This is a genomic window from Natronococcus amylolyticus DSM 10524 (assembly GCF_000337675.1).
Lineage (GTDB): Archaea > Halobacteriota > Halobacteria > Halobacteriales > Natrialbaceae > Natronococcus > Natronococcus amylolyticus.
Window position 1 is genome coordinate 38,471 of the sequence record NZ_AOIB01000003.1, and the last position, 20,674, is coordinate 59,144.

22 protein-coding genes and 1 pseudogene are annotated in these 20,674 nt (G+C 66.0%); 16 read left to right on the plus strand and 7 right to left on the minus strand.

What is annotated here, in order from left to right; all coding sequences use genetic code 11:
• The first annotated feature begins 27 nt into the window (after positions 1-27).
• From uvrA to C491_RS00380, 4 genes are all read left to right on the plus strand, one after another.
• The gene (uvrA, locus tag C491_RS00365) at positions 28-2,991 is read left to right on the plus strand and encodes an excinuclease ABC subunit UvrA (RefSeq protein WP_005552895.1); all 2,964 of its coding nucleotides are present in this window, start codon (positions 28-30) and stop codon (positions 2,989-2,991) included.
• A gap of 84 nt (positions 2,992-3,075) precedes the next feature.
• On the plus strand, positions 3,076-3,471 hold the full coding sequence (locus C491_RS00370; RefSeq protein WP_005552897.1) for a hypothetical protein: 396 nt from the start codon (positions 3,076-3,078) through the stop codon (positions 3,469-3,471).
• A 43-nt stretch (positions 3,472-3,514) separates the two neighbouring features.
• The gene (locus C491_RS00375) at positions 3,515-3,712 is read left to right on the plus strand and encodes a hypothetical protein (protein ID WP_005552899.1); all 198 of its coding nucleotides are present in this window, start codon (positions 3,515-3,517) and stop codon (positions 3,710-3,712) included.
• Between the two features lie 57 nt (positions 3,713-3,769).
• Complete coding sequence (locus C491_RS00380; protein ID WP_005552901.1) at positions 3,770-4,813, plus strand: WD40/YVTN/BNR-like repeat-containing protein; 1,044 nt, start codon at positions 3,770-3,772, stop codon at positions 4,811-4,813.
• A gap of 385 nt (positions 4,814-5,198) precedes the next feature.
• Here C491_RS00380 and C491_RS22355 read toward each other — a convergent pair whose 3' ends face one another.
• From C491_RS22355 to C491_RS00395, 4 genes are all read right to left on the minus strand, one after another.
• The gene (locus C491_RS22355; RefSeq protein WP_152421256.1) at positions 5,199-5,501 is read right to left on the minus strand and encodes a HalOD1 output domain-containing protein; all 303 of its coding nucleotides are present in this window, start codon (positions 5,499-5,501) and stop codon (positions 5,199-5,201) included.
• Positions 5,502-5,574: 73 nt separating this feature from the next.
• Positions 5,575-6,231 carry a helix-turn-helix domain-containing protein gene (locus C491_RS00385; RefSeq protein WP_005552902.1) on the minus strand — a complete coding sequence of 219 codons (657 nt, stop codon included), beginning with the start codon at positions 6,229-6,231 and terminating at the stop codon, positions 5,575-5,577.
• Between the two features lie 386 nt (positions 6,232-6,617).
• On the minus strand, positions 6,618-7,436 hold the full coding sequence (locus C491_RS00390; RefSeq protein ID WP_005552904.1) for a hypothetical protein: 819 nt from the start codon (positions 7,434-7,436) through the stop codon (positions 6,618-6,620).
• A gap of 2 nt (positions 7,437-7,438) precedes the next feature.
• Positions 7,439-8,551, minus strand: coding sequence for an outer membrane protein assembly factor BamB family protein (locus C491_RS00395; RefSeq protein WP_083909274.1), 1,113 nt, complete (start codon positions 8,549-8,551; stop codon positions 7,439-7,441).
• A gap of 332 nt (positions 8,552-8,883) precedes the next feature.
• Between C491_RS00395 and C491_RS00400 the strand changes: the two genes are divergently transcribed.
• From C491_RS00400 to C491_RS00410, 3 genes are read left to right on the plus strand one after another with little or no spacing between them, the layout of a single operon-like run.
• Positions 8,884-9,201 (plus strand): 30S ribosomal protein S24e, encoded by a 318-nt coding sequence (locus C491_RS00400; RefSeq protein ID WP_005552907.1) that lies wholly within the window; start codon positions 8,884-8,886, stop codon positions 9,199-9,201.
• The gene (locus C491_RS00405; protein WP_005552908.1) at positions 9,202-9,336 is read left to right on the plus strand and encodes a 30S ribosomal protein S27ae; all 135 of its coding nucleotides are present in this window, start codon (positions 9,202-9,204) and stop codon (positions 9,334-9,336) included.
• Positions 9,337-9,386: 50 nt separating this feature from the next.
• The gene (locus tag C491_RS00410; RefSeq protein WP_005552909.1) at positions 9,387-11,042 is read left to right on the plus strand and encodes a bifunctional N(6)-L-threonylcarbamoyladenine synthase/serine/threonine protein kinase; all 1,656 of its coding nucleotides are present in this window, start codon (positions 9,387-9,389) and stop codon (positions 11,040-11,042) included.
• 5 nt (positions 11,043-11,047) lie between these two features.
• Here C491_RS00410 and C491_RS00415 read toward each other — a convergent pair whose 3' ends face one another.
• Positions 11,048-11,269, minus strand: coding sequence for a YgaP family membrane protein (locus C491_RS00415; RefSeq protein WP_005552910.1), 222 nt, complete (start codon positions 11,267-11,269; stop codon positions 11,048-11,050).
• An 80-nt stretch (positions 11,270-11,349) separates the two neighbouring features.
• Here C491_RS00415 and C491_RS00420 point away from each other — a divergent pair.
• The 5 genes and pseudogenes from C491_RS00420 to C491_RS00440 all read left to right on the plus strand — a co-directional run.
• Positions 11,350-11,790, plus strand: a pseudogene (locus C491_RS00420) (pyroglutamyl-peptidase I family protein); the annotation flags it as partial.
• A 416-nt stretch (positions 11,791-12,206) separates the two neighbouring features.
• Positions 12,207-12,494, plus strand: a complete 288-nt coding sequence (locus C491_RS23595) for a pyroglutamyl-peptidase I family protein (protein ID WP_005552913.1) — start codon at positions 12,207-12,209, stop codon at positions 12,492-12,494.
• A 90-nt stretch (positions 12,495-12,584) separates the two neighbouring features.
• The gene (locus C491_RS00430; RefSeq protein ID WP_005552914.1) at positions 12,585-12,863 is read left to right on the plus strand and encodes a DUF5808 domain-containing protein; all 279 of its coding nucleotides are present in this window, start codon (positions 12,585-12,587) and stop codon (positions 12,861-12,863) included.
• A gap of 188 nt (positions 12,864-13,051) precedes the next feature.
• A complete protein-coding gene (locus tag C491_RS00435) occupies positions 13,052-13,258 on the plus strand; it encodes a DUF4177 domain-containing protein (RefSeq protein ID WP_005552916.1) in 207 nt (68 codons plus the stop codon).
• Positions 13,251-14,279, plus strand: a complete 1,029-nt coding sequence (locus tag C491_RS00440) for a hypothetical protein (protein ID WP_005552918.1) — start codon at positions 13,251-13,253, stop codon at positions 14,277-14,279. The genes C491_RS00435 and C491_RS00440 overlap by 8 nt, the downstream gene beginning before the upstream one ends.
• Positions 14,280-14,300: 21 nt before the next feature.
• On the opposite strand, the gene C491_RS00445 is transcribed toward C491_RS00440, so the two are convergent.
• A complete protein-coding gene (locus tag C491_RS00445) occupies positions 14,301-15,377 on the minus strand; it encodes a Gfo/Idh/MocA family protein (protein WP_083909273.1) in 1,077 nt (358 codons plus the stop codon).
• A 118-nt stretch (positions 15,378-15,495) separates the two neighbouring features.
• Here C491_RS00445 and C491_RS00450 point away from each other — a divergent pair, with 118 nt between their 5' ends.
• Together C491_RS00450 and thiD are read left to right on the plus strand one after the other, a co-directional pair.
• Positions 15,496-16,041, plus strand: a complete 546-nt coding sequence (locus C491_RS00450; protein WP_005552920.1) for an XTP/dITP diphosphatase — start codon at positions 15,496-15,498, stop codon at positions 16,039-16,041.
• 150 nt (positions 16,042-16,191) lie between these two features.
• Positions 16,192-17,508, plus strand: coding sequence for a bifunctional hydroxymethylpyrimidine kinase/phosphomethylpyrimidine kinase (gene thiD / locus C491_RS00455; RefSeq protein WP_049891340.1), 1,317 nt, complete (start codon positions 16,192-16,194; stop codon positions 17,506-17,508).
• A gap of 12 nt (positions 17,509-17,520) precedes the next feature.
• On the opposite strand, the gene C491_RS00460 is transcribed toward thiD, so the two are convergent.
• Complete coding sequence (locus tag C491_RS00460; protein WP_049891341.1) at positions 17,521-18,723, minus strand: outer membrane protein assembly factor BamB family protein; 1,203 nt, start codon at positions 18,721-18,723, stop codon at positions 17,521-17,523.
• A gap of 114 nt (positions 18,724-18,837) precedes the next feature.
• Here C491_RS00460 and C491_RS00465 point away from each other — a divergent pair, with 114 nt between their 5' ends.
• Together C491_RS00465 and C491_RS00470 are read left to right on the plus strand one after the other, a co-directional pair.
• A complete protein-coding gene (locus tag C491_RS00465) occupies positions 18,838-19,173 on the plus strand; it encodes a tRNA-binding domain-containing protein (protein ID WP_005552924.1) in 336 nt (111 codons plus the stop codon).
• Positions 19,174-19,245: 72 nt separating this feature from the next.
• Positions 19,246-20,664, plus strand: a complete 1,419-nt coding sequence (locus tag C491_RS00470; RefSeq protein WP_005552925.1) for an APC family permease — start codon at positions 19,246-19,248, stop codon at positions 20,662-20,664.
• Positions 20,665-20,674 lie beyond the last annotated feature (10 nt).

Below are 20,674 nucleotides of genomic sequence, written 5' to 3' on the forward strand. Positions count from 1 at the left end.
GTTTCACGCCCGTCTCCGGAGGTCTCCATGAGTCGGGACACGATCGAGGTTCGCGGGGCCGAGGAACACAACCTCAAGGACATCGACGTCACGATCCCTCGCGAGGAGTTCACCGTCGTCACGGGTCTGTCGGGCTCGGGGAAGTCCTCGCTCGCGTTCGAGACTGTCTACGCGGAGGGTCAACGGCGCTACATCGAGAGCCTGTCGGCGTACGCCCGGAACTTCCTGGGCCAGATGGACAAACCGCAGGTCGAGACCGTCGAGGGGCTCTCCCCGGCGATCTCGATCGACCAGAAGAACGCGGCGAACAACCCCCGCTCGACGGTGGGGACCGTCACCGAGCTCCACGACTACCTCCGTCTGCTCTACGCTCGCGTCGGCACGCCCCACTGTCCCGAGTGCGGTCGGGAGGTCGGCGAGCAGTCGGCCCAGAACATGGTCGAGCGCATCCTCGAGCTCCCCGAGGGGACGAAAGCCAAGCTCGCGGCCCCCGTCGTCCGGGACCAGAAGGGCGCCTTCGAGGACCTGTTCGACGAACTCGTCTCGGAGGGCTACTCCCGCGTCGAGGTCGACGGCGAGGAACACGACCTCACGCTCGAGAAACCGGATCTCGACGAGAACTTCGACCACACGATCGACGTCGTCGTCGACCGCGTGAAAGTCTCGACGGAGGCCCGCCCGCGGATCATCGACAGCGTCGAGACGGCCCTCGAGGAGGCCGAGGGCGTTCTGAAAGTCATCCTGCCGGACGCACCCCAAGAAGTCGCCGCGGAGCTAGGCGAGGAGTCCCGCCAGACCGGTGCGCTCGGCGACGAGGACGAGGCCGACGACCGCTTCGTCGTCGAGTTCTCGAAGGATCTGGCCTGCACGCACTGCGGGATCGACGTCCCCGAGATCGAGACCCGATCGTTCTCGTTCAACTCGCCCCACGGCGCCTGTCCCGAGTGTGAGGGCCTGGGCGAGACCAAGGAGGTCGACGAGAACCTCGTCGTCCAGGACACCTCGAAGCCGCTCAAGCACGTCTTCGAGGCCTGGAGCTACAACCGTTCGTACTACAAGACCCGCCTGGACGCCGTCGCCGACCACTTCGACGTCTCGCTTTCGACCCCCTTCGAGGAGCTTGACGACGACGTTCGGGAGGCGTTCCTCTACGGCACCGGCCGACAGGTACTGTTCAAACGACAGACGAAAAACGGCACCCGCCGGAAGAAAAAGCGCTTCGAGGGCGTCATTCCGAACCTCGAACGGCGCTACCTCGAGACCGACTCCGACTCGACGCGGGAACACATCGAGGACTACATGTCGGTCACGGAGTGTCCTGCGTGTGACGGCACCCGCCTGAAACCCGCCTCGCGGGCGGTGCTGGTCGACGGCACCGCGATCACCGAAATCAACGCGATGAGCATCGGCGACGCCCGCGACTACTTCGAGGCGATGGAGGCCGACCTCACCGAGCGCGAGCGCGTGATCGCCGAGGAGATCTTAAAGGAGATCCGCGCCCGCCTGGGCTTCATGTGCGAGGTCGGCCTCGAGTACCTGACTCTCGACCGCGAGGCCGCCACCCTCTCGGGCGGTGAGAGCCAGCGCATCCGGCTCGCCACGCAGATCGGCTCCGGCCTCGTCGGCGTACTGTACGTCCTCGACGAGCCCTCTATCGGACTCCACCAGCGCGACAACGACCGACTGCTCGACACGCTCGAGGAGCTTCGGGATCTGGGCAACACCCTGCTCGTCGTCGAGCACGACGAGGAGACCATGCGCCGCGCGGACAACGTCATCGACATGGGTCCCGGTCCCGGGAAGCGAGGTGGCGAGGTCGTCGTCAACGGCTCCGTCGACGAGGTCAAGGCCTGCGAGGAGTCGATCACCGGCGACTACCTCTCCGGCCGCGAGCAGATCCCGGTGCCCGACGAACGGCGCGACGCCGACGGGGCGCTCACCATTCGAGGCGCCCGCCAGCACAACCTCGCCGATCTGGACGTCGACCTCCCGCTCGGAAACTTCACCGCGATCACGGGCGTCTCCGGCTCCGGGAAGTCCACCCTGATGCACGACGTGCTGTACAAGGGCCTCGCCCGGCAGATGAACGACAATACGAGCGTCATTCCGGGCGACCACGACGGCCTCGAGGGTCTCGAGGCGATCGAGACCGTCCGCCTGATCGACCAGTCGCCGATCGGCCGCACGCCCCGATCGAACCCGGCGACGTACACCAACGTCTTCGACTACGTCCGGGAGCTGTTCGCCCAGACCAAGCTCTCGAAACAGCGCGGCTACGAGAAGGGTCGATTCTCCTTCAACGTCAAGGGCGGGCGCTGCGAGGAGTGTGGCGGCCAGGGGACGGTCAAGATCGAGATGAACTTCCTCTCGGACGTGTACGTCCCCTGCGAGGAGTGCGACGGCGCCCGCTACAACGACGCCACCCTCGACGTCACCTATAAGGGCAAAACGATCGCGGACGTGCTCGATATGGAAGTCGAGGAGGCCTACGACTTTTTCGAGTCCTCGAGCCAGATCCGCCGTCGCCTCGAGCTCCTCAAAGACGTCGGCCTGGGCTACATGACGCTCGGCCAGCCCTCGACGACGCTTTCCGGTGGTGAGGCCCAGCGGATCAAGCTCGCCGAGGAGCTCGGCAAGAAGGACTCGGGCGAGACGCTGTACCTGCTCGACGAGCCCACCACGGGACTGCACCACGAGGACGAGCGCAAGCTCATCGACGTCCTCCACCGCCTGACCGACAACGGCAACACCGTCGTCGTCATCGAGCACGAACTCGACCTCGTCAAAAATGCGGACCACGTCATCGACCTCGGACCCGAGGGCGGCGAACACGGCGGTGAGATCGTCGCCACCGGCACCCCCGAGGAGGTCGCTCGCCTCGAGGGCTCCCACACGGGACAGTACCTGCGGGACCTGCTGCCGAAGGTCGACCTCGACGGACCCCGCGGCGAGCGCGTCGAGCCCGTGACGGCGCCGATGGACGACGACTGATACGGTTCGCTGAGTAAACCGTACGAGACGGGCGGCGCGCGATCGGAACCGTTACCAGCCCGATCTCCCTACTCTCGCGGACGAATGAGCGACCGAAAGGACAGCCTTCGACGGGGCTTTCTCGGCGTCGGCGTCGTCACGATCGTCCTCGCGGTAGGGATCGTCGCCCTCGCGGGAACGACGCCCGTGACGGCGGCGCTGTTCGGCTGGCTCGCGATCGGCGGCTGTCTGCTGGTCGCCGCCGCCGTCCGCGAGCGGATCGCGAGCGTCGGCTGGCCCCGGATCGGCGCCGTCGGCCTGGCGGTGCTCGCGCTGGGCGCGACGACGCTCGGATTCGTCCAACTGCTCGCCGGCGCCGGCGGCTGGACCCTGCTCAACGGCCTCGTCATGCTGGCCGCCGGACTCGTGCTCGTCCTGCTCACCCTCGAGTGCTGGCTCGGCGGCGTCGGGATAGCGCCGGAGACGTTCACCGTCGACTGACCACGAACGGAACGGATTTGATCGGGGGGACTCGAGCCATCGTATGGGCTCGGACGACCGGTGTCAGATGGGGGGCTGTACGCGAGCGGCCGACCGCACGATGACGTTCAAGAGCCACGAGGATATCGACGTCTGTGCGACCCACTACAGGCGCAACGTCGCGATCAAGTACGGCGTGCTGGTCGCCGTCTCCGTTGTCCTCGCCGGGCTCGGACTGGGGGCCTACTGGCTGCTCCTCTGAGCGACGGGCGACAGTTCCGGGGGAACCTTTCTGCGCTTCCGACGCCTTCCTGCGAGCATGACGACCGTCTACGCCGCGTTGCGCGATCGGCTGCTCCGGGCGGAGGGAGACGAGGAGTGGACGACGACCGGTCACCTCGAGGGCCACGACCTCGAGTGTCTCGCCGCCTCACAGGACACTCCAGAGCGGGTGTTCGTCGGCACCTTCGAGAGCGGCCTCCACCGCTCGAGCGACGGCGGGGACTCGTTCGAATCGCTCGAGACCGAGTTCGTCCCCGAGCGCGAGTCGGGGTACGGCGGCGCCGAGAACCTCGAGAGCGCCGTCGTCACGGCGGTGACGATCAGCCCGCACGATCCCGACGTGGTCTACGCCGGAACCGAACCGAGTCGAGTCTACCGCTCGAGCGACGGCGGCGAGAGCTGGGAGCACCTCGAGGGACTCACCGACCTCCCCTCGGCCGACAGCTGGTTCTTCCCGCCCAGACCCCACACCCACCACGTCCGCTGGCTCGAGGTCGACCCGTTCGATCCCGAGCGGCTCTACGTCGGGATCGAAGCGGGGGCGTTCGTGTTGAGTCCCGACGGCGGCGAGAGCTGGACCGAGCGTCCGCCGGGCTCCCGGCGGGACAACCACAGCATGGCGACCCACCCCGATCGGGAGGGCCTCGTCTACTCGGCCGCTGGCGACGGCTTCGCCCGGTCGAGCGACGGCGGCGAGTCCTGGGACCACCCCCAGGAGGGGCTCGAGCACCGCTACTGCTGGAGCGTCGCGCCCGATCCGGGCGACCCGGAGTCGGTGCTCGTCTCGAGCGCCAGCGGTGCCGGCTCGGCCCACACCGCGAGTTCGGCGGAATCCTACGTGTACCGAAAGTCGGGTGCGGAGCCCTGGGAACGCCTCGAGGGCCGCGGGCTGCCGACCGGTGAGGGAGTGGTTCGCGCCGAGCTCGCCACCGGGACCGAGCCCGAGGTCGTCTACGCCGTGAACAACCGCGGTCCGTTCCGGACCGCGGACTTCGGCGACTCCTGGGAGCGCCTCGAGGTGGCGTGGCCGGAGGGGCTCGAAGCGCAGGCGCCTCGAGGGCTGGCGGTGCTCGAGGACTGATCGACGCCCGTACCGAGTCGGTGGCCCGTACTCGAGACGAGAGCATCGGAGCAGGGAGCTATGGACGGGGCGGCTCGAGCTATGGCCGGAGAGGAACAATCGTTGGTGACGGTCCGGACAGCCAGCGTTGAGACCGTATCATGGAACTATGTTATGGAGTTGCCTTTCCACTATTTCAGTGGCCATCCGCTACGTAGCGAGTGCGCACCTAACGCCGTCTCTTCCATCAACTAATAGAGATGTTAAAGGAGTCGTGCTGAATACAGAGCGCGAATGTGGCACGGATTGAGAAGTGATCTGCGGGAGCAGTGATCGGTAAGTGCAGGGTATCCATTGATCGAAGTAGTCCACAAAGACGCACAGACAGTAGATACCGACAAACGAACTACCGCTCTGTAACTGTTACCGTTCCTCCGCTCTTGACGGTCACAGTGTATCCTGAGTACGTAAATGTAACTGTCGTCTCTGTCTGTGAATCATCGTCCGTCGGTTGACAGAGAATATTCAGAGCATCTGCATCGATTACGTCATTGAGCGGGGGGAGTGGATCGTTTTCACTACTTTCACTCGTCGTCCCGTTTGTTAAAGGTGGTCGTCCCGAAACTGTTGCGACGGCACCCATAACTGCGTGGGTGATTGAGTCCTCTTCTGATATATATGCGACGTAGGGAGTCGCGTCTTCGCTCATCAATAACCGATTCGTCCAAAGCCTGCCATACGTGAGTTTTCCGCGAATTACCCAGTCAGTGTTTTAAAAGGGATTAGCGAGCGATAGTAGTCCGAAAGATATTCTCTTGACCCCGACGAAGTCGCTGAGATACTGATTGGGTAGAAATCCCAAGCTCGTCGGCGATTTCTTCCAACGTGGTTTCTCGGGGGATAGCAAAATATCCCATCTCCAAGGCACAGATGATCGCTTCACGCTGAGCAACCGTAACTCCGTAAGGATTTTCCACGCATGCATCGCTCAAAATCTGCTCCTCCGAATAGAGGCTGTGGAGAGTAAACGAAACGTCTAACTCTTCACAGGCATCCCGGTAGGCTACCAGCGCGTCGCGTGTCTGGAAGCGGGCCCGTACTTCTAGGCGTTCATGAGTTCCGGTTGTATCGAGAATGATGGTGTCATGTTCCTCATGAATAGTATACGTGAAGTATTCTTTCCCTCGCTCTGTAAAGGTGATACGGTACAGGCGTCGGTCACTAATGTCCGAGAGATGTTCGTATTCATCAATCGTCGGGTCAATATCAAGGTGTTGCTCAAACGTATGGAAATTGTCTCCCCAAGCGCTGATGATCGTTTTTGGCTCCCCCTCCGATGTGGTGTGGAAAGCTTCCGTATGGAGTATCATATTCGGGACAGCCTCCAGCGCTTCTTCCAAAAGCGGCGTCTCAACCGTATACTCAGCGATGAGGCTCATAAGACAACTATACCTTGCCAATATTTGTTATTTGGGGATAGAGAACGTGAGACGGTGTTTAGAGACACACGCACTAACTATCCCCGTCTTAGGTTCTCTCTGCCTGAGCGGGAACATCGTCATCCTTCTACGCGCACTCACTCAATAACTCCCAGCGTTTAATGCGCAGACGCAACCTCACGGTTGATTCAACTGAATTAGAACGGAAAAAGTTCCCGATGTGATGGATAGATCCTCTATATTCAGCACACAGCTTTTGACAGTTATCGGAGAAACCAACGGTCGCTCCGTTACCAACTTGACCTCTACTGAGCACACAGTTTGCGGGTTGTTGAACGTCAGTTGCGAAAACGGTGTTTCCGGCTACCGTTACGGCTCCGATACCGTTACACCTCCAGCGACCTCGAGAATCCTCCGCTCTCGCGGCGATGCTCGAACAGCGACGCGATCGCGACGGCGTGGACCGGGGCGACGAGGGCTCCGGTCAGGACCGGGCCGCCGACGGGGACGCTGGCGAGGAGCCAGGCGACGATGCCGAGGACGAAGAGCAGCCCGAGTGCCGACCAGCCGTCGCCGCCGATCCAGCGGCCGCTCTCTCGAAGCGCCGTCCAGGGTGACGCGCCCGCGGCAGCGAGCCCGGGGGCGGCGAAGAGCCTGACGAGCACCCAGAGGACCACCACCAGCGGAACGAGTCCGAACAGTCCCATCTCCTGGAGGAACCCGATCGAGCCGACCAGTCGGTGAGCGAGATCGAAGAGAACGACGAGCCCGAGATACGACGGCAGCGACTCGAGGTGTGCCTCCCCGTCCAGCAGCGCGGTCAGGGTGAGCACGCCCGCGACACCGACCGCGAGCAGCGAGATAACGTGGAGGCCGAGCCCCCAGGCGAGATACGGGAGTTCGAGTCCAACCAGCGCCTCGAGAGGCAGTGCCGTTCCGCTCGTCGCCGTCGGATAGCCGACGAACTCGAGGTGGATCGTCGCCTCCTCGAGGCCCGCGTGCTCGAGGGCGGGGATCGGATCGCGGCGGCGGAGCACGTCGATACCGGCGATGACGACCCCCGCGAGCGCGAACGGGACGAGCAGGGTGGGGTTCCGGCGGAGCCGCGACGCGGCAGTCGAGAGCACGCCCGCGACGTCCCACTCCTGGCGGTCGTACGTGTCTCCGGTTCGGCGATCGTGTGCGTCGTCGGAATCGGAGGACACGGTTAGCTCGCCTCCTCGAGCGCCAGCAGTCCCTCGTCGGTGAGGACGTACACCACGCCGTCGCCGACGATCGGCTGTGCGAAGTACACCGAGTCGTCGTAGGCGAAGCGTCGCTCGCCGGTGTCGGCGTCGATCGCGACCAGTTCGGCGTACTGGTAGCCGAGGTAGACGACGCCGTCGGCGACGACCGGCTCCACGTCGGGACTGTAGTCGGCCGTCCACTCCCGCTCGCCGCGCTCGAGGTCGATGGCGTGCAGCGACTCCTCGCCGTCGGTGACGAACGCCGTCCCGTCGGCGACGGCCGCGCTGCCGTCGGTGGCGTTGCCGTCGAGGTCGTACTCCCACAGAACGCTTCCGTCGGTCGGGTCGAACAGCGCGACACCCTCCCTGTCTGGGACGACGAGTCCCGCCTCCGTCGCCGTCGGCGGACGAAAGTTGCGGTAGTTGAGCGCGCTATCGGGGGTCGGGTCGGGCTGCTCGCTCCACCGCACCTCGCCGGTGTCGGCATCGAGGGCGACGAGATCGCCGGGACGGCTCGAGACGTAGACGGTTCCTTCGTTGACGACGGGGCGGTTCGTGCCGCTCGAGCGCGGGTCGCCGATCGTCCGCTCCCACTCGAGGCGGCCGCTGCTCGCGTCGATGGCGACGACGCGGTCGGTCTCGGGGACGACCGCGTACACGGTCCCGTCCGCGGTAACGGGCGAGGGCTCTCGTGGTGCTGACCCGGACCAGCGCCGGGTCTCCTCACCGGGAGCGTGCCAGCGCTCGGTGCCGATCGACCGCCCGAACAGCTCGTAGCCGCCGTCGGCGTTCAGTCCATGAACGCCCTCTCGGCTGCTGACGGCGAGCGTGTCGCTCCGGTAGGCTTTCGCCGAGGCTCGAGCCGGCGTCGACCAGTACTGGCCGTCCCGCGTGAACCGGATCTCGCCGCTCTCGCGATCGAATGCGACGAGGGACTGTCGGCCGACGCCGTACAGCGTTTCCCCGAGGAGTATCGGCGCCGTCAGCCCGTGCATCGGCGACTCGGTATCCTGCTGCCAGGCGACCTCGACGCCGTCTTTCGGCCCCGTGGCGTCGGGGTTGTACCCCGTTCCGGCGGGATCGTATCGCGCCATCGGCCAGTCGTACCGACCGTCGTCGCCGTCGCTCACGAGGGCCGCAGAGCCCACCGCGGCAGTTGCGGCCGTCGCACCCGTCACCCCGAGCCCCACCAGAAGCTGTCGCCTGGATAGCACGTTGGTCGCAGCGTTTACTCAATCGAGTAATATGTCTTCTGCTCGAGGGCAGCGTGATCGGATCGAACTGGGGGCTCGAGCACGGACACACGACAGTCGAGCGCGGGAACTCGCGACGTGCCTCGGCGATATTGGGGTCGGTCGGTGAGCATCGGTCGCTTCGAAATCCTTTTAGGCGCTACACGGGGATACTAGCGTAACTGAGCGATATCATGGACGTCGACATCATCTCCGAAGAGGAAAACCCCATGTTGCACCGCACGGACGTAACCTTCGAACTGTCCCACGACGACGCCACCCCGGAGCGACTCCAGGTTCGGGACAGCCTCGCGGCGAAGATGAACAAGAACGCCGACGAGGTCGTCGTTCGCAAGCTCGACACCAAGTTCGGGATGCGAAAGACCGTCGGCCAGGCGAAGGTCTACGAGTCGGCCGACCACGCCCGCGACGTCGAGCAGGAGCACATGCTCGAGCGCAACAAGATCGTCGGCGACGCCGACGACGCAGAGGCCGACGCGGAGGAGGCGTAAATGGCTCGCTACGAACTCTACGACGACGACGGCAGCAAGAACCGCGAGGAGTGTCCCCGCTGTGGCGACACCTTCCTCGCCGACCACGGCGACCGGCTGCACTGCGGGAAGTGCAGCTACACCGAGTGGGAGTAGCGAGTCGAACCGCTCTTTAGCCGCCGATACCGATCAGTAGCCAACTAGCCGTGAGTTCTCACACCCGCGTTCTCGGCATCGAGGGCACCGCCTGGGCAGCCAGCGCCGCCGTCTACGACGCCGCGACCGACGAGGTCGTCATCGAGAGCGACGCCTACCAGCCCGAAAGCGGCGGTATCCATCCCCGGGAGGCCGCCGAGCACATGCACGACGCGATCCCTCAAGTCGTGGAGACGGCCCTCGAGCAGGCCCGGGAAACCCACGACGGACCCGAGGACGAGCCGCCCGTCGACTGCATCGCGTTCTCCCGCGGCCCCGGCCTCGGGCCCTGTCTGCGGATCGTCGGCACGGCCGCGCGGGCACTGAGTCAGTCCCTCGACGTACCGCTCGTAGGAGTGAACCACATGGTCGCCCACCTCGAGATCGGTCGCCACACCTCCGGCTTTTCCTCGCCGGTCTGTCTGAACGCAAGCGGTGCGAACGCCCACCTGTTGGCCTATCGCAACGGGCGGTATCGCGTACTCGGCGAGACGATGGACACTGGCGTCGGCAACGCCATCGACAAGTTCACTCGCCACGTTGGCTGGTCCCACCCCGGCGGGCCGAAAGTCGAGGCCGCCGCCGAAGATGGGGAGTACATCGACCTGCCGTACGTCGTCAAAGGGATGGACTTCTCCTTTTCGGGGATCATGAGTGCCGCCAAACAGCGGTACGACGATGGTATCCCCGTCGAAGATGTCTGTTTCTCCCTTCAAGAGAACATCTTCGGGATGTTGACCGAGGTCTCCGAGCGGGCGCTGTCGCTGACCGGCAGCGACCAACTCGTCCTCGGCGGCGGGGTTGGCCAGAACGCCCGTCTTCGGGAGATGCTCGAGGAGATGTGCGCCCAGCGCGGCGCGAGCTTTCACGCGCCCGAACCGCGATTCCTGCGGGACAACGCGGGGATGATCGCCGTGCTCGGCGCGAAGATGTACGACGCCGGCGACACGCTCGCACTCGAGGAGTCGCGGGTTGATCCGGACTTCCGGCCGGATCAGGTGCCGGTATCCTGGAGAGCCGACGAGTCCGACCTGACGCTCGGCCGCGAGGAGGGCAGCGTCCAGGGTGCGGAAGCGCTCGTCGACCTCGAGCCCGAGGCGGGCCGGGTGACCAAGCGCCGCGAACCCAAGACGTACCGCCACCCCGAACTCGACGAAAGGCTCCGGCGCGAGCGAACCCGTATCGAGGCGCGACTGACGAGTCTCGCCCGACGGGAGGGCGTACCGACGCCGGTGCTGTCGGACGTCGACGGACGCGAGTCGCGGCTCGAACTCGAGTACGTCGGCCGGGAGGACCTTCGAACGGCGCTCTCGCCGGAACGGGTCCGCGAGGTCGCCGGGCACCTCGCGCGGCTCCACCGGGCCGGGTTCGTCCACGGCGACGTGACGACGCGAAACGTCAGAGTCGGCCGTGCGGACGCGGACCGCAAGCACGACGGCACGAATCGAACGTCCCTCATCGACTTCGGGCTCGGCTACCACACCGACCACGTCGAGGACTACGCGATGGACCTGCACGTCTTCGACCAGAGCCTCGTCGGGACCGCCGACGATCCCGAACCGCTCCGGACGGCGCTGCGAGAGGGGTATCGCGAAGTCGGTGAGGAGCGCGTACTCGAGCGCCTCGCGGACGTCGAGGGGCGGGGCCGGTACGTCGACGGCCAGTAGCGCTCCTACTCGTCCCCACCGGAGTCGGTCGTCGTGTCGATCCCGAGCAGGTAGTTGCCGCCGCAGAAACACGTTGTCGCGTTCTGGAGCAGACCGAGTCCGGCGATCCCCGTGATTGCCGCGCGACTGCGTTTCCCGTTCCGGTAGGCTGCTGCGGCGACCGCGACCAACCAGATCCCGAGCACGCCTCGAGCGATGCGATCGAGTCCGCCGACGTTCCGTTCCATACGGATCGGTCGGCACGGTCGCGGTTAGCTGTGTCGCCAAACCGGGAGTCTCTTGGGGTGACCGCTCGAGCGAACGACCGATGAGCGACGTCCTCCTCACCGGCTACGAACCGTTCGGCGAGTTCGAGACCAATCCAGCCCGTCGGCTCGCGACACGACTCGACGGGACCGAGATCGGCGGGGCGAGCGTCGCGGGGGTCGAGCTCCCCGTCGTCTTCGACCGCGCGTCCTCCCGGCTCGAGGAGGCCGTCGGCGAACACGACCCTGAAATCGTCTGCGCGCTCGGACTGGCCGGAGGGCGGTCGACGCTCTCGCTCGAGCGCGTCGGGATCAACCTGCGGGACACCCGCGGGGTGGCGGACAACGAGGACCGCGAGGTCGTCGACGAACGGGTCGCGGCAGACGGACCCGACGCCTACTTCGCGACGCTCCCCTGCCGAGAGATGAAGGCGGCGATGTGCGACGCGGGCGTCCCGACGCGGCTCTCGACCGACGCCGGCACGCACTGCTCTGACTTCCTCCCACGACTGAAGTAGTGGGGTTCCTGCCACAGACGGGAGCCCACAACCGGGGGTTCGTAGGTCCCCTCCATCCGCGGTCCGGGAGNCTGACTTCCTCCCACGACTGAAGTAGTGGGGTTCCTGCCACAGACGGGAGCCCACAACCGGGGGTTCGTAGGTCCCCTCCATCCGCGGTCCGGGAGGGACCTGCGTTCAGAGCCGAGCCAGTACGGCTCCCGGTCGGGATAGCGGGCTTCATCTACCGCCACTACCGCCGTGGCGTGCATATCCTTACCCCGACCTCGGTATCCCTTCCCGGTCCGGATCGGGACACCAATCACTGGTACGTGTTCGCACGCCAAATTACTGTCGGATTCATCCCACGACTGAAGTCGTGGGCTTTCTCCTCGAACCGCTGTAACNCCAATCACTGGTACGTGTTCGCACGCCAAATTACTGTCGGATTCATCCCACGACTGAAGTCGTGGGCTTTCTCCTCGAACCGCTGTAACGACCTGCTGTACGCCGCGTGCCACCTCGTCGAGACGACCGACCGCGAGTTTCGGATCGGGTTTGTTCACGTCCCCTTCTCCCACGGGCAAGCGGCGGTCCGCGACGAGGGCGAACCGAGTGTGAGCCTCGAGGCGATGGAACAGGGGCTTCGCGTCGGACTCGAGGTCGCGGTCGACGACGGTTCCCCGAGGGATTCGGAGCCGCCGGCGTAGACGTCGATCGCTCGAGGACCGCGCCGACGTTCGGTTTCGTCGCAGGCTGCGCACACAATACTCTTAATCGTGGGCGACGTTCGGTCGCGCATGGCAGACAAGCCAAGCTCCGGAGAGGTTTTCGGCGTACCGTACAACTTCGATCGGCCGAGCATGGGTCGGATGCTCTCCTCGTACTGGCAGCCCGGTGAGGGGATGCTCGTCGAGAAGCCGTTCGGCGTCGGCTACACGCTGAACCTCGCGAACTGGCGTTCGTGGATCGTCGTCGCGATCGCCGGCGCGCTCCTCTGGCAGGAACAGCAGGGCGTCACCGAGGGAACGGAAGGCACCGAGGACGAGCCCGTCGAAGTCATCGTCGACGACGACTGATACGGATTGCTGTAACGATGTACCGGCGCAACCGCCGGTTCGGGTCGGGTTGCGCCGGAAATGACTTACAGTAAACCGTATGAGCCTCGCCGCGTGCGGACGGCTGGTCCGCCCGCAGTCGATTTCGTCCGAGCCGACCACGTGGTAGCAACGCGAACCCTTTTTCGATGGATCTCCGATATACGAGTATGGCATCGGACAGGAGAACCGTCTGGGAGTACGAGACGGTTCGTCCACCCCGCGCGGCGACGATGGAGGAGGCAAGCGACCCGAAGGAGCTGCTGAACGAACTCGGCCAGGACGGCTGGGAGCTCGTCAGTACGGTCGAGTACACTGGCGGCGGGACGAAGTTCCTCGTGTTCAAGCGACCGGCCGAGGGTGAGGGCGATGGGTGAAAGCGAAAACGCCGACGAGGACCAGATCAGCACCGGCGACACGATGCGCGAGCGAGCCGACGAGAGCAAGCTCAAGCTCTGGCTGCTCATCGGCGCGAACCGACAGTTCGTCACGGGCGTGCTCTCGGTAACGTTCTTCGGACTGTTCATGCTCGGGAGCTTCGTCGATCCGACGCTCTCGGATCTGCTCCAGGAGCGTGGCGTCATCGAGTCGCTGTACGCACAGATGATCGGCGCGCTGATCACCGGCGTCACCCTCGTCGTCACCATCAGCCAGCTGATCATCTCCCAGGAGAACGGGCCGCTCGGCGAGCAGCGCACGCGGATGAGCGAGACGATGGACTTCCGCGGGTACATCAAGGAGCTCACCGGGAAACCGGCGCCGGCCGATCCATCGGCGTTCCTCCGCGAGGTCATCGACGCGACTCAGGAGCGCGCCGAAACCCTCGAGAACGAGATGGAGTCGACCGACAACGACCAGCTCAGAGACGAGGTCGACGAGTTCGTCGACAGCATCACGGGCAACGCAGAAACCGTCCGAGAGAAGCTCGACGGCGCCAAGTTCGGGACGTTCGACGTCGTCTACGCCTCGATGGACTACAACTACTCCTGGAATATCTTCCAGATCGAACGCCTGCTCGCCGACCACGAGGACGACATCGACGAGGAGCAACGCGACGCCCTCGAGGACCTCCGAACCTCCTTCGCGATGTTCGGTCCCGCTCGAGAGCACGTCAAGACGCTGTACTTCCAGTGGGAACTCATCAACCTCTCGCGGTACATTCTCTACGTCGCGATCCCGGCGCTGCTGGTCTCGGGGATGATGCTGGCGTTCGTCGACACGGCGACGGTCACGGGACGGATCCTCGGCATCGAGACGCTGCTCTGGCTCGTCGGCATAACGTTTACCATCACGCTCGTGCCGTTCTTCCTGTTGACCTCGTACATCATGCGGATCGCGACGGTCGCGAAACGGACGCTGGCGATCGGCCCGCTGATCCTGCGGGACTCCCAGCGCTGATCGCAGCCGACGCGAACAGCGCTATTCGACCGACACGGACGTCCCTTTCTCGCCGGAACGGTAGATCGCGTCGATCACGCGCTGGACCGTCAGGGCATGTTCGGCGGTGTTCAGCGCCGGCGGTTCGCCCGTTTGTACGGCCTCGAGGAACCGCTCGTCGCTGCCCTCCCATCCGGTTCGGTCGAGCGAGCCGCCCGTCAGCGTCGAGTCGAAGAGGTGGTCGGTGCCCTGCGTGCCCGCCTGATACAGCGTCAGCTCCTCGCCCCCGAGCTCGAGCGCCGCGCCCGCCTCGGTTCCCCGAACGACGAAGTCGTTGGTTTCCTCCTGGTTCGCCGCCCAGGTGACCTCGAGCGAGATCGTCCGGTCGTCTTCACAGCGGATCATCGCCGTCGCCGAGTCCTCGACGTCGAACACCGCCTCGTCGGTCTCGTCGTACCAGTCGCCCGGATCGACGTAGTCGTCGCGGTGGCCGAACTCCGTGCGGGTGACCGCGAAGACCTCCTCGACGTCGGGGTAGTCCATCAGGTACAGCGCGTAGTCGATCGCGTGGACGCCGATGTCGACGACGGCGCCGCCACCCGAAAGCTCGCGGTTGGTGAACCACGAGCCGACGCCGGGGATGCCGCGTCGGCGGACGTAGTTCGCGTCGACGTGGGTGATCTCGCCGAAGAACCCCTCCGCCTGGTGGTCTTTGAACACCTCCGTCGCCGTCGAGACGCGGTTGTGGAAGTTGACCATACAGAACCCCTCCGACTCCACGGCCGCGTCGGCGATCCGTTCGGCGCTCTCGAGGTCGCTCGCCAGCGGCTTCTCACAGAAGACGTCGTACCCCCGTTCGAGGGCGGCGACGACCGCCTCCTCGTGGAAGGCGTTGGGCGTCGAGACCGCGACCGCGTCGAGATCCTCGGCGTCGTACATGGCCTCGAACCCCTCGTAGCTCGTCGCGCCGTAGGTCTCTGCGAACTCCTCGCGGGCCGGCTCGATCAGGTCGGCACCCGCGACAACCTCGTGGCCGAGCGTCTCGGCGTTGGTCGCGTGGGTCTGTCCCATAAATCCGAGCCCGACTACCCCGAGCCGGACGGTGTCAGTATTACTCACAGGCCGAGTAAATCAGTACACCGACGAAAGTGTTGCGAGTAGCGGTCGGTGGCGACGGGGTCGTCGCTCGCGTCGCGGGACCGACGAGGCTTTGACGCGCCTGAACGGTGGTTCGTACATGACCGTCCGATTCGTTACGGGCAACGAGGGAAAGGTCGCAGAAGCCCGCGACTACCTCGAGGGGATCGACACCGTCGAGCAGGTCGAGTACGACTACGCCGAACTCCAGAGCGACTCGCTCGAGGAGATCGTCACCCGCGGGGCCGAGGAGGCCTACGCCGAGCTCGGAAGCGAGGGGGCAGTGCTGGTCGACGACACGGGACTGTTCGTCGAGGCGCTCGACGGCTTTCCGGGCCCGTACTCGGCATACGTCGAGGACACGCTCGGAATCGAGCGAGTCTGGCGGCTCGCGAGCGAGGAGGAGAGCAGGCGGGCCCGGTTTCGGACGGTGCTTGCCTACGCCGACGAGGAGCGCACGGAGACGTTCGAGGGTGCGGTCGCGGGCACCCTGGTCGCTCCCCGAGGTGAGGACGGGTTCGGCTACGATCCGATCTTCGAGTACAACGGGAGGACGTTCGCCGAGATGGACACCGAGGAGAAAAACGCCATCTCCCACCGCGGGCGGGCGCTCGAGGCGTTCGCCGAGTGGTACGGCGGACGGTAGCTGACGAGTTCGCGTCCTGCGGCCGGGCAGTCGAACTCCCGTCCGCGACGGGACGAACGACCGAGCCCTCGAGACTCCGTTACCCCTCGACGCCGACACTCCGTTGTGTCGACCACTACCGATTAGTACAACGGAGCGGTAGCCACACCTATGAGAGCGCCAGCACCCGATTCCCGTCCGGTAGCGCTAACGGTCGCGGGCAGCGACTCCGGCGGCGGCGCAGGGATTCAGGCCGATCTCGCGACGATGGCCGCCCACGGCGTCTTCGGCACGTCGGCGATCACCGCAGTCACCGCCCAGCACACCCGCGGCGTCGAGTCGTCGTTCGTGCTTCCCCTCGAGGAAGTCGAAGCCCAGCTCGAGGCCGTCACCGGCGACTTCGCGGTCGGTGCGGCGAAGACGGGGATGCTCGCGACCACCGAGATCGTTCGGCTGGTCGCCGACCGCGCTCCCGAGTTCGAGTTCCCGCTGATCGTCGACCCGGTCATGGTCGCGACCTCGGGCGATCGATTGCTCGAGGCCGAGGCCGAGCGCGCCTACGCGGATCTCCTGAGCGAAGCGACGCTCGCGACCCCGAACGCCGACGAGGCCGAGGTGCTGTCGGGAGTCGAGGTGACCGACGCCGAGAGCGCCCGCGAGGCCGGCGAGGCGATCCTCGAGACGGGCGTCGACGCCGTCCTCGTGAAGGGCGGGCACGTCCCCGGCGAGACGGTCCGGGACCGACTCGTCACCGCAGGGGAGGTCAGGACGTTCGAACACCCGCGGGTCGGCACCGAGGCGACCCACGGCTCCGGCTGCACGCTGGCCGCGGCAATCACCGCCCGGCTGGCGACGGGTGAGTCCCTCGAGTCGGCTGTCGAGGGCGCGACCGACTTCCTTGCACGGGCAGTCCGGTACTACTCCAACGTCGGCGAGGGCCACGGCGCAGTCAACCACGCCGTCGACCTGCGGAACGCGGCCGCCCGCGAGCCGACCGCCGAGGCGGTCCAGCGAGTCGTCGACCGGTTCGTCGATCGCGACGTCTCGCGGCTCGTCCCCGAAGTCGGCATGAACGTCGTCGGTGCGACCCCCTACGCCGAATCGCCCGCCGAGACGGCCGCCGTCGAGGGGCGGATCACGCGCACGCTCGAGGGGGTCCACCCGAACCGCGGAGTTCGCTTCGGCGCCTCGAGCCACCTGGCCGACGTTCTGCTGGCGGCCCGCGAGTCCGCGCCGGAGCTGCGATTCGCAGTGAACTGCCGGTTCGACGACGAGATCGAGGATGTACTCGAGGAACTGGACTTGATCATCGTCGAGAACGGGGACAGCAGCGAACCGCTCGACGGCGTCTTCGCCGACCGCGAGGCGTCGCCCGTCGCGGTGATCACTCGCGCCGACGTCGGGCGGGAGGCGACGACAAAGCTCGTCGCCGAGGATGCCGAGACGCTGGCGGATCGGACACTCGAGCTGTGCGATCGACTCGAGTGAGCCGGAACAGAATTACGCCCCGTCGGCGGTCTCGAGCGCGTACAGATCCCCGCTTCCGAACGGGCCACCGAACGCGACCGCGTAGAGCGTGTCGCCGACGGCCGCCACGTTCCCGTCGACGCGGAGCTCCTCGGCGTGCCACCGGACCGTGCCGTCGGATTCGACCGCGAACAACCCCTCGTTGGGCGTGCCGACGTAGACGCCGTCGGCGACGGCGATGGGCTGGCCGCGGGTGAGCCCCGTCGAGAGCTCCCACAGCTCCTCGCCCGACTCGAGGTCGAGACAGACCGTACGCGGGCCATTTCCGCTCGGAAGGTAGACCTGTCCGTGGGCGACGGTTGGCGTAACACCTCCGCTGCCGCGACGGTCGTAGCTCCAGCCCGTCGATCCGTCCTCGCGGTCGAGCGCCTCGAGGCGACCGTCGCCGTCGCAGACGAGCACGACGTCCTCCGCGACGACGGGCGCCGCCCGGTGGTCGTCGAGGTCGTCGCGCGTCCAGACCGTCTCGCCGTCGGCGACCGCGGCCGCGCCCTCGGCACTCGAGGAACTCGCCGTGTACGCCGTGCCGTCGGCGACCGCCAGCGCGTGCGGGTGCGGGGCGTCCGCGCTCCAGTTGCGGGCGCCCGTTTCGACGTCGAGCGCGAGGACGCCGCCCCCGCCGATCGCGTACAGGTGGTCCGTCGTCAGCACGGACGAGCCGTAGCGGACGAACGCGTCGTCGTTCGTCCACAGCTCCTCGCCGTCGTCGGCATCGAGGGCGTACGTTCCGTTGTCGGAGCTGACGTAGACCACGTCTCGAGCGAGCGACGGGATCGACCGAACGCCTGCAGCCGGGTCGGCCTCGTACTTCCAGCGGTGCTCGTCGGGGAAGGTCTGGCAGACGACGTCGCCGGAACCGGTTCCGAAGTAACAGCGGTCATCGGCGACCGCGACGCCCCCGCCGCCGAACGCGGTGTCGATGCCGGCGCCGTCCCGAGTGAGTCGAGTCGCCGCGAGTTCCGCCTCGAGCAGTTCGGCGTCGGGGTTGTATCCAGTGTTCGCAGCATCGAACCCCTCGCTCGGCCAGGCGTTCGTTCCGTCGGTCAGCGGGGCGGGATCGCGGTCGTCGATCGAACCCGCATCGGAGAAGCGGGTCTCGAGCGACGACGTACAGCCCGCGAGCGCCGACGCGATCGAGGCGCCGACAATCGAGCGGAGGAGGGGGCGACGGTTAATGTCAGAGTATTATTTTCTTCTGTATTGAAGCTTCGTCCGAGAAGTGGGCTCGACCGACGACGGAGAATCTGCCCGCTGGCGTAGAATTATGGGAACGGCGGACCCTCTCGAGGTATGGTCGAGAACCCGTTCGACGTCGAGATCCGCGTCGGCGACGTACTCGAGGCCGAGTCGTTTCCCGAGGCGAACAAGCCGAAGATGACCAAGCTGTGGATCGATCTCGGCGACGAGGGCGGCGAGATCCAGTCCGCAGCGCAGCTGGATCACCACTACGACCCCGACGAGCTCGAGGGGCGACGGGTGCTGTGTGCGACGAATCTCGGCTCGGTCCGGATCGCGGGGTTCAAATCCGAGGCGCTGACCGTCGGCGTCCCGGACGAGGAGGGGTATCCGATCCTCGTCGAGCCCGATCGAGAGAAAGAGGTCCCGATCGGCGGGTTGCTGTTCTGAACCGACGCTTCATCTTCGAGTCGAGCGACCGTTCGGAGTAAAAATATACGTCTCGCTAGGATTACTTGCCGTATGGACGATCCGCCGCCGCCCGGGGGCACGAACATCGAGGGCGAGTCGCCACAGGCCGAACCGGCGATCGAGACCGACGAGGCGACGATCACCGACGACGCCGAACTCGAGCGAACGCTCGGACTCTCCGGCGGGCTCGCGATCGGTATCGGGACGATGATCGGCGCCGGAATCTTCGTCTTTCCCGGGCTGGCGGCCGGCCGTGCGGGCCCCGCCGCGGCAGCCTCCTTCGCTATCGGGGCGGTCGTCGCCCTGCTGGTCGCGCTGCCGGCATCCGAACTCGCGACGGCGATGCCGAAAAGCGGCGGGGGATACTACTTCATCTCCCGCGGGCTCGGTACCCTCGCCGGAGCCGTCGTCGGCCTCTCGCTGTGGTTCGGACTGGTGTTCGCGACGGCGTTCTATCTCGTCGGCTTCGGCTACTACGCGGTCGACACGCTCGCGGAACTCGGCGTCGCCATCGGCGAAGGATTGGTCATCCCGCTAGCGTTGCTGTTCGGCGCGGGGTTCATCGTCCTCAACGTGACGGGAACCGAGAACGCGGCGAAGCTCCAGAACGGGATCGTCGCGCTCCTGCTCTCGATTTTGTTCGTCTTTCTCGCGTACGGTGGACTCGACGCGGTCGGACTGGTCGGCGAGCCGACCGCACCCGAGCAGTTCGTCCCGTTCGGCACGATGCCGATACTGACGACGGCCGCCCTCGTGTTCACCTCGTACCTCGGCTTCGCGCAGGTAGCGACCGTCGCCGGGGAAATGAAAGACCCCGGCCGAAACCTGCCGCTGGCGATGGTCGGGTCGGTGCTGATCGTCGGGGTGCTCTACGTCGCGACGATCTTTATCGCGACGAGCGCGTTCGGCAGCGAGCAGCTCGCGGGGTTCGGCGAGACCGCGATGGTCGAGGTCGGGCGCCACTACCTCGGCGCCGTCGGCGCGTTCGCGATCGTCTTCGGCGGCCTGCTCGCGACGATGTCGAGCGCCAACGCGTCGGTACTGAGCACGTCGCGGGCCATCTACGCCGTCTCGAAGGACGCCCTGTTACCGCGGGGAGCGAGCCGCATCAACCTCCGCTACGGGACGCCCCACGTCGCGCTCGGGATGGCCGGCGGGCCGATTCTCGTCCTGACGGCGACGGGTCGCGTCGAGTTGCTTGCCGAAGTCGCCTCGTTTCTCCACCTCCTGATGTACGGGCTGCTCTGCGTCGCGTTGATCGCGCTGCGCCGAAACGAGCCGGAGTGGTACGACCCGGACTTCCGGGTCCCGGGGTACCCCGTCGTCCCGGCGCTGGGCGCGCTCGCGAGCTTCGCGCTGATCGGGTTCATGCAACCGACCTCGCAGCTCGTCGGTATCGGCATCATGATCGCGACCGCGGGCTGGTACGTCTACTACGCCCGCGACGTCGAACTCAAAGGTTCACTATGACACGCATACT

Excerpts from the sequence above, each read along its gene's own strand:
- C491_RS00435 (WP_005552916.1), top strand. The coding sequence starts at position 13,052 with ATGGCATCGGACAGGAGAACCGTCTGGGAGTACGAGACGGTTCGTCCA.
- C491_RS00415 (WP_005552910.1), bottom strand. The coding sequence starts at position 11,269 with ATGGAACGGAACGTCGGCGGACTCGATCGCATCGCTCGAGGCGTGCTC.
- thiD (WP_049891340.1), top strand. The coding sequence starts at position 16,192 with ATGAGAGCGCCAGCACCCGATTCCCGTCCGGTAGCGCTAACGGTCGCG.
- C491_RS22355 (WP_152421256.1), bottom strand. The coding sequence starts at position 5,501 with ATGAGCGAAGACGCGACTCCCTACGTCGCATATATATCAGAAGAGGAC.
- C491_RS00380 (WP_005552901.1), top strand. The coding sequence starts at position 3,770 with ATGACGACCGTCTACGCCGCGTTGCGCGATCGGCTGCTCCGGGCGGAG.
- C491_RS00450 (WP_005552920.1), top strand. The coding sequence starts at position 15,496 with ATGACCGTCCGATTCGTTACGGGCAACGAGGGAAAGGTCGCAGAAGCC.
- C491_RS00375 (WP_005552899.1), top strand. The coding sequence starts at position 3,515 with ATGGGCTCGGACGACCGGTGTCAGATGGGGGGCTGTACGCGAGCGGCC.
- C491_RS00385 (WP_005552902.1), bottom strand. The coding sequence starts at position 6,231 with ATGAGCCTCATCGCTGAGTATACGGTTGAGACGCCGCTTTTGGAAGAA.
- C491_RS00370 (WP_005552897.1), top strand. The coding sequence starts at position 3,076 with ATGAGCGACCGAAAGGACAGCCTTCGACGGGGCTTTCTCGGCGTCGGC.
- C491_RS00440 (WP_005552918.1), top strand. The coding sequence starts at position 13,251 with ATGGGTGAAAGCGAAAACGCCGACGAGGACCAGATCAGCACCGGCGAC.
- C491_RS00470 (WP_005552925.1), top strand. The coding sequence starts at position 19,246 with ATGGACGATCCGCCGCCGCCCGGGGGCACGAACATCGAGGGCGAGTCG.
- C491_RS00395 (WP_083909274.1), bottom strand. The coding sequence starts at position 8,551 with ATGGCGCGATACGATCCCGCCGGAACGGGGTACAACCCCGACGCCACG.
- C491_RS00465 (WP_005552924.1), top strand. The coding sequence starts at position 18,838 with ATGGTCGAGAACCCGTTCGACGTCGAGATCCGCGTCGGCGACGTACTC.
- C491_RS00400 (WP_005552907.1), top strand. The coding sequence starts at position 8,884 with ATGGACGTCGACATCATCTCCGAAGAGGAAAACCCCATGTTGCACCGC.
- uvrA (WP_005552895.1), top strand. The coding sequence starts at position 28 with ATGAGTCGGGACACGATCGAGGTTCGCGGGGCCGAGGAACACAACCTC.
- C491_RS00405 (WP_005552908.1), top strand. The coding sequence starts at position 9,202 with ATGGCTCGCTACGAACTCTACGACGACGACGGCAGCAAGAACCGCGAG.
- C491_RS00430 (WP_005552914.1), top strand. The coding sequence starts at position 12,585 with ATGGCAGACAAGCCAAGCTCCGGAGAGGTTTTCGGCGTACCGTACAAC.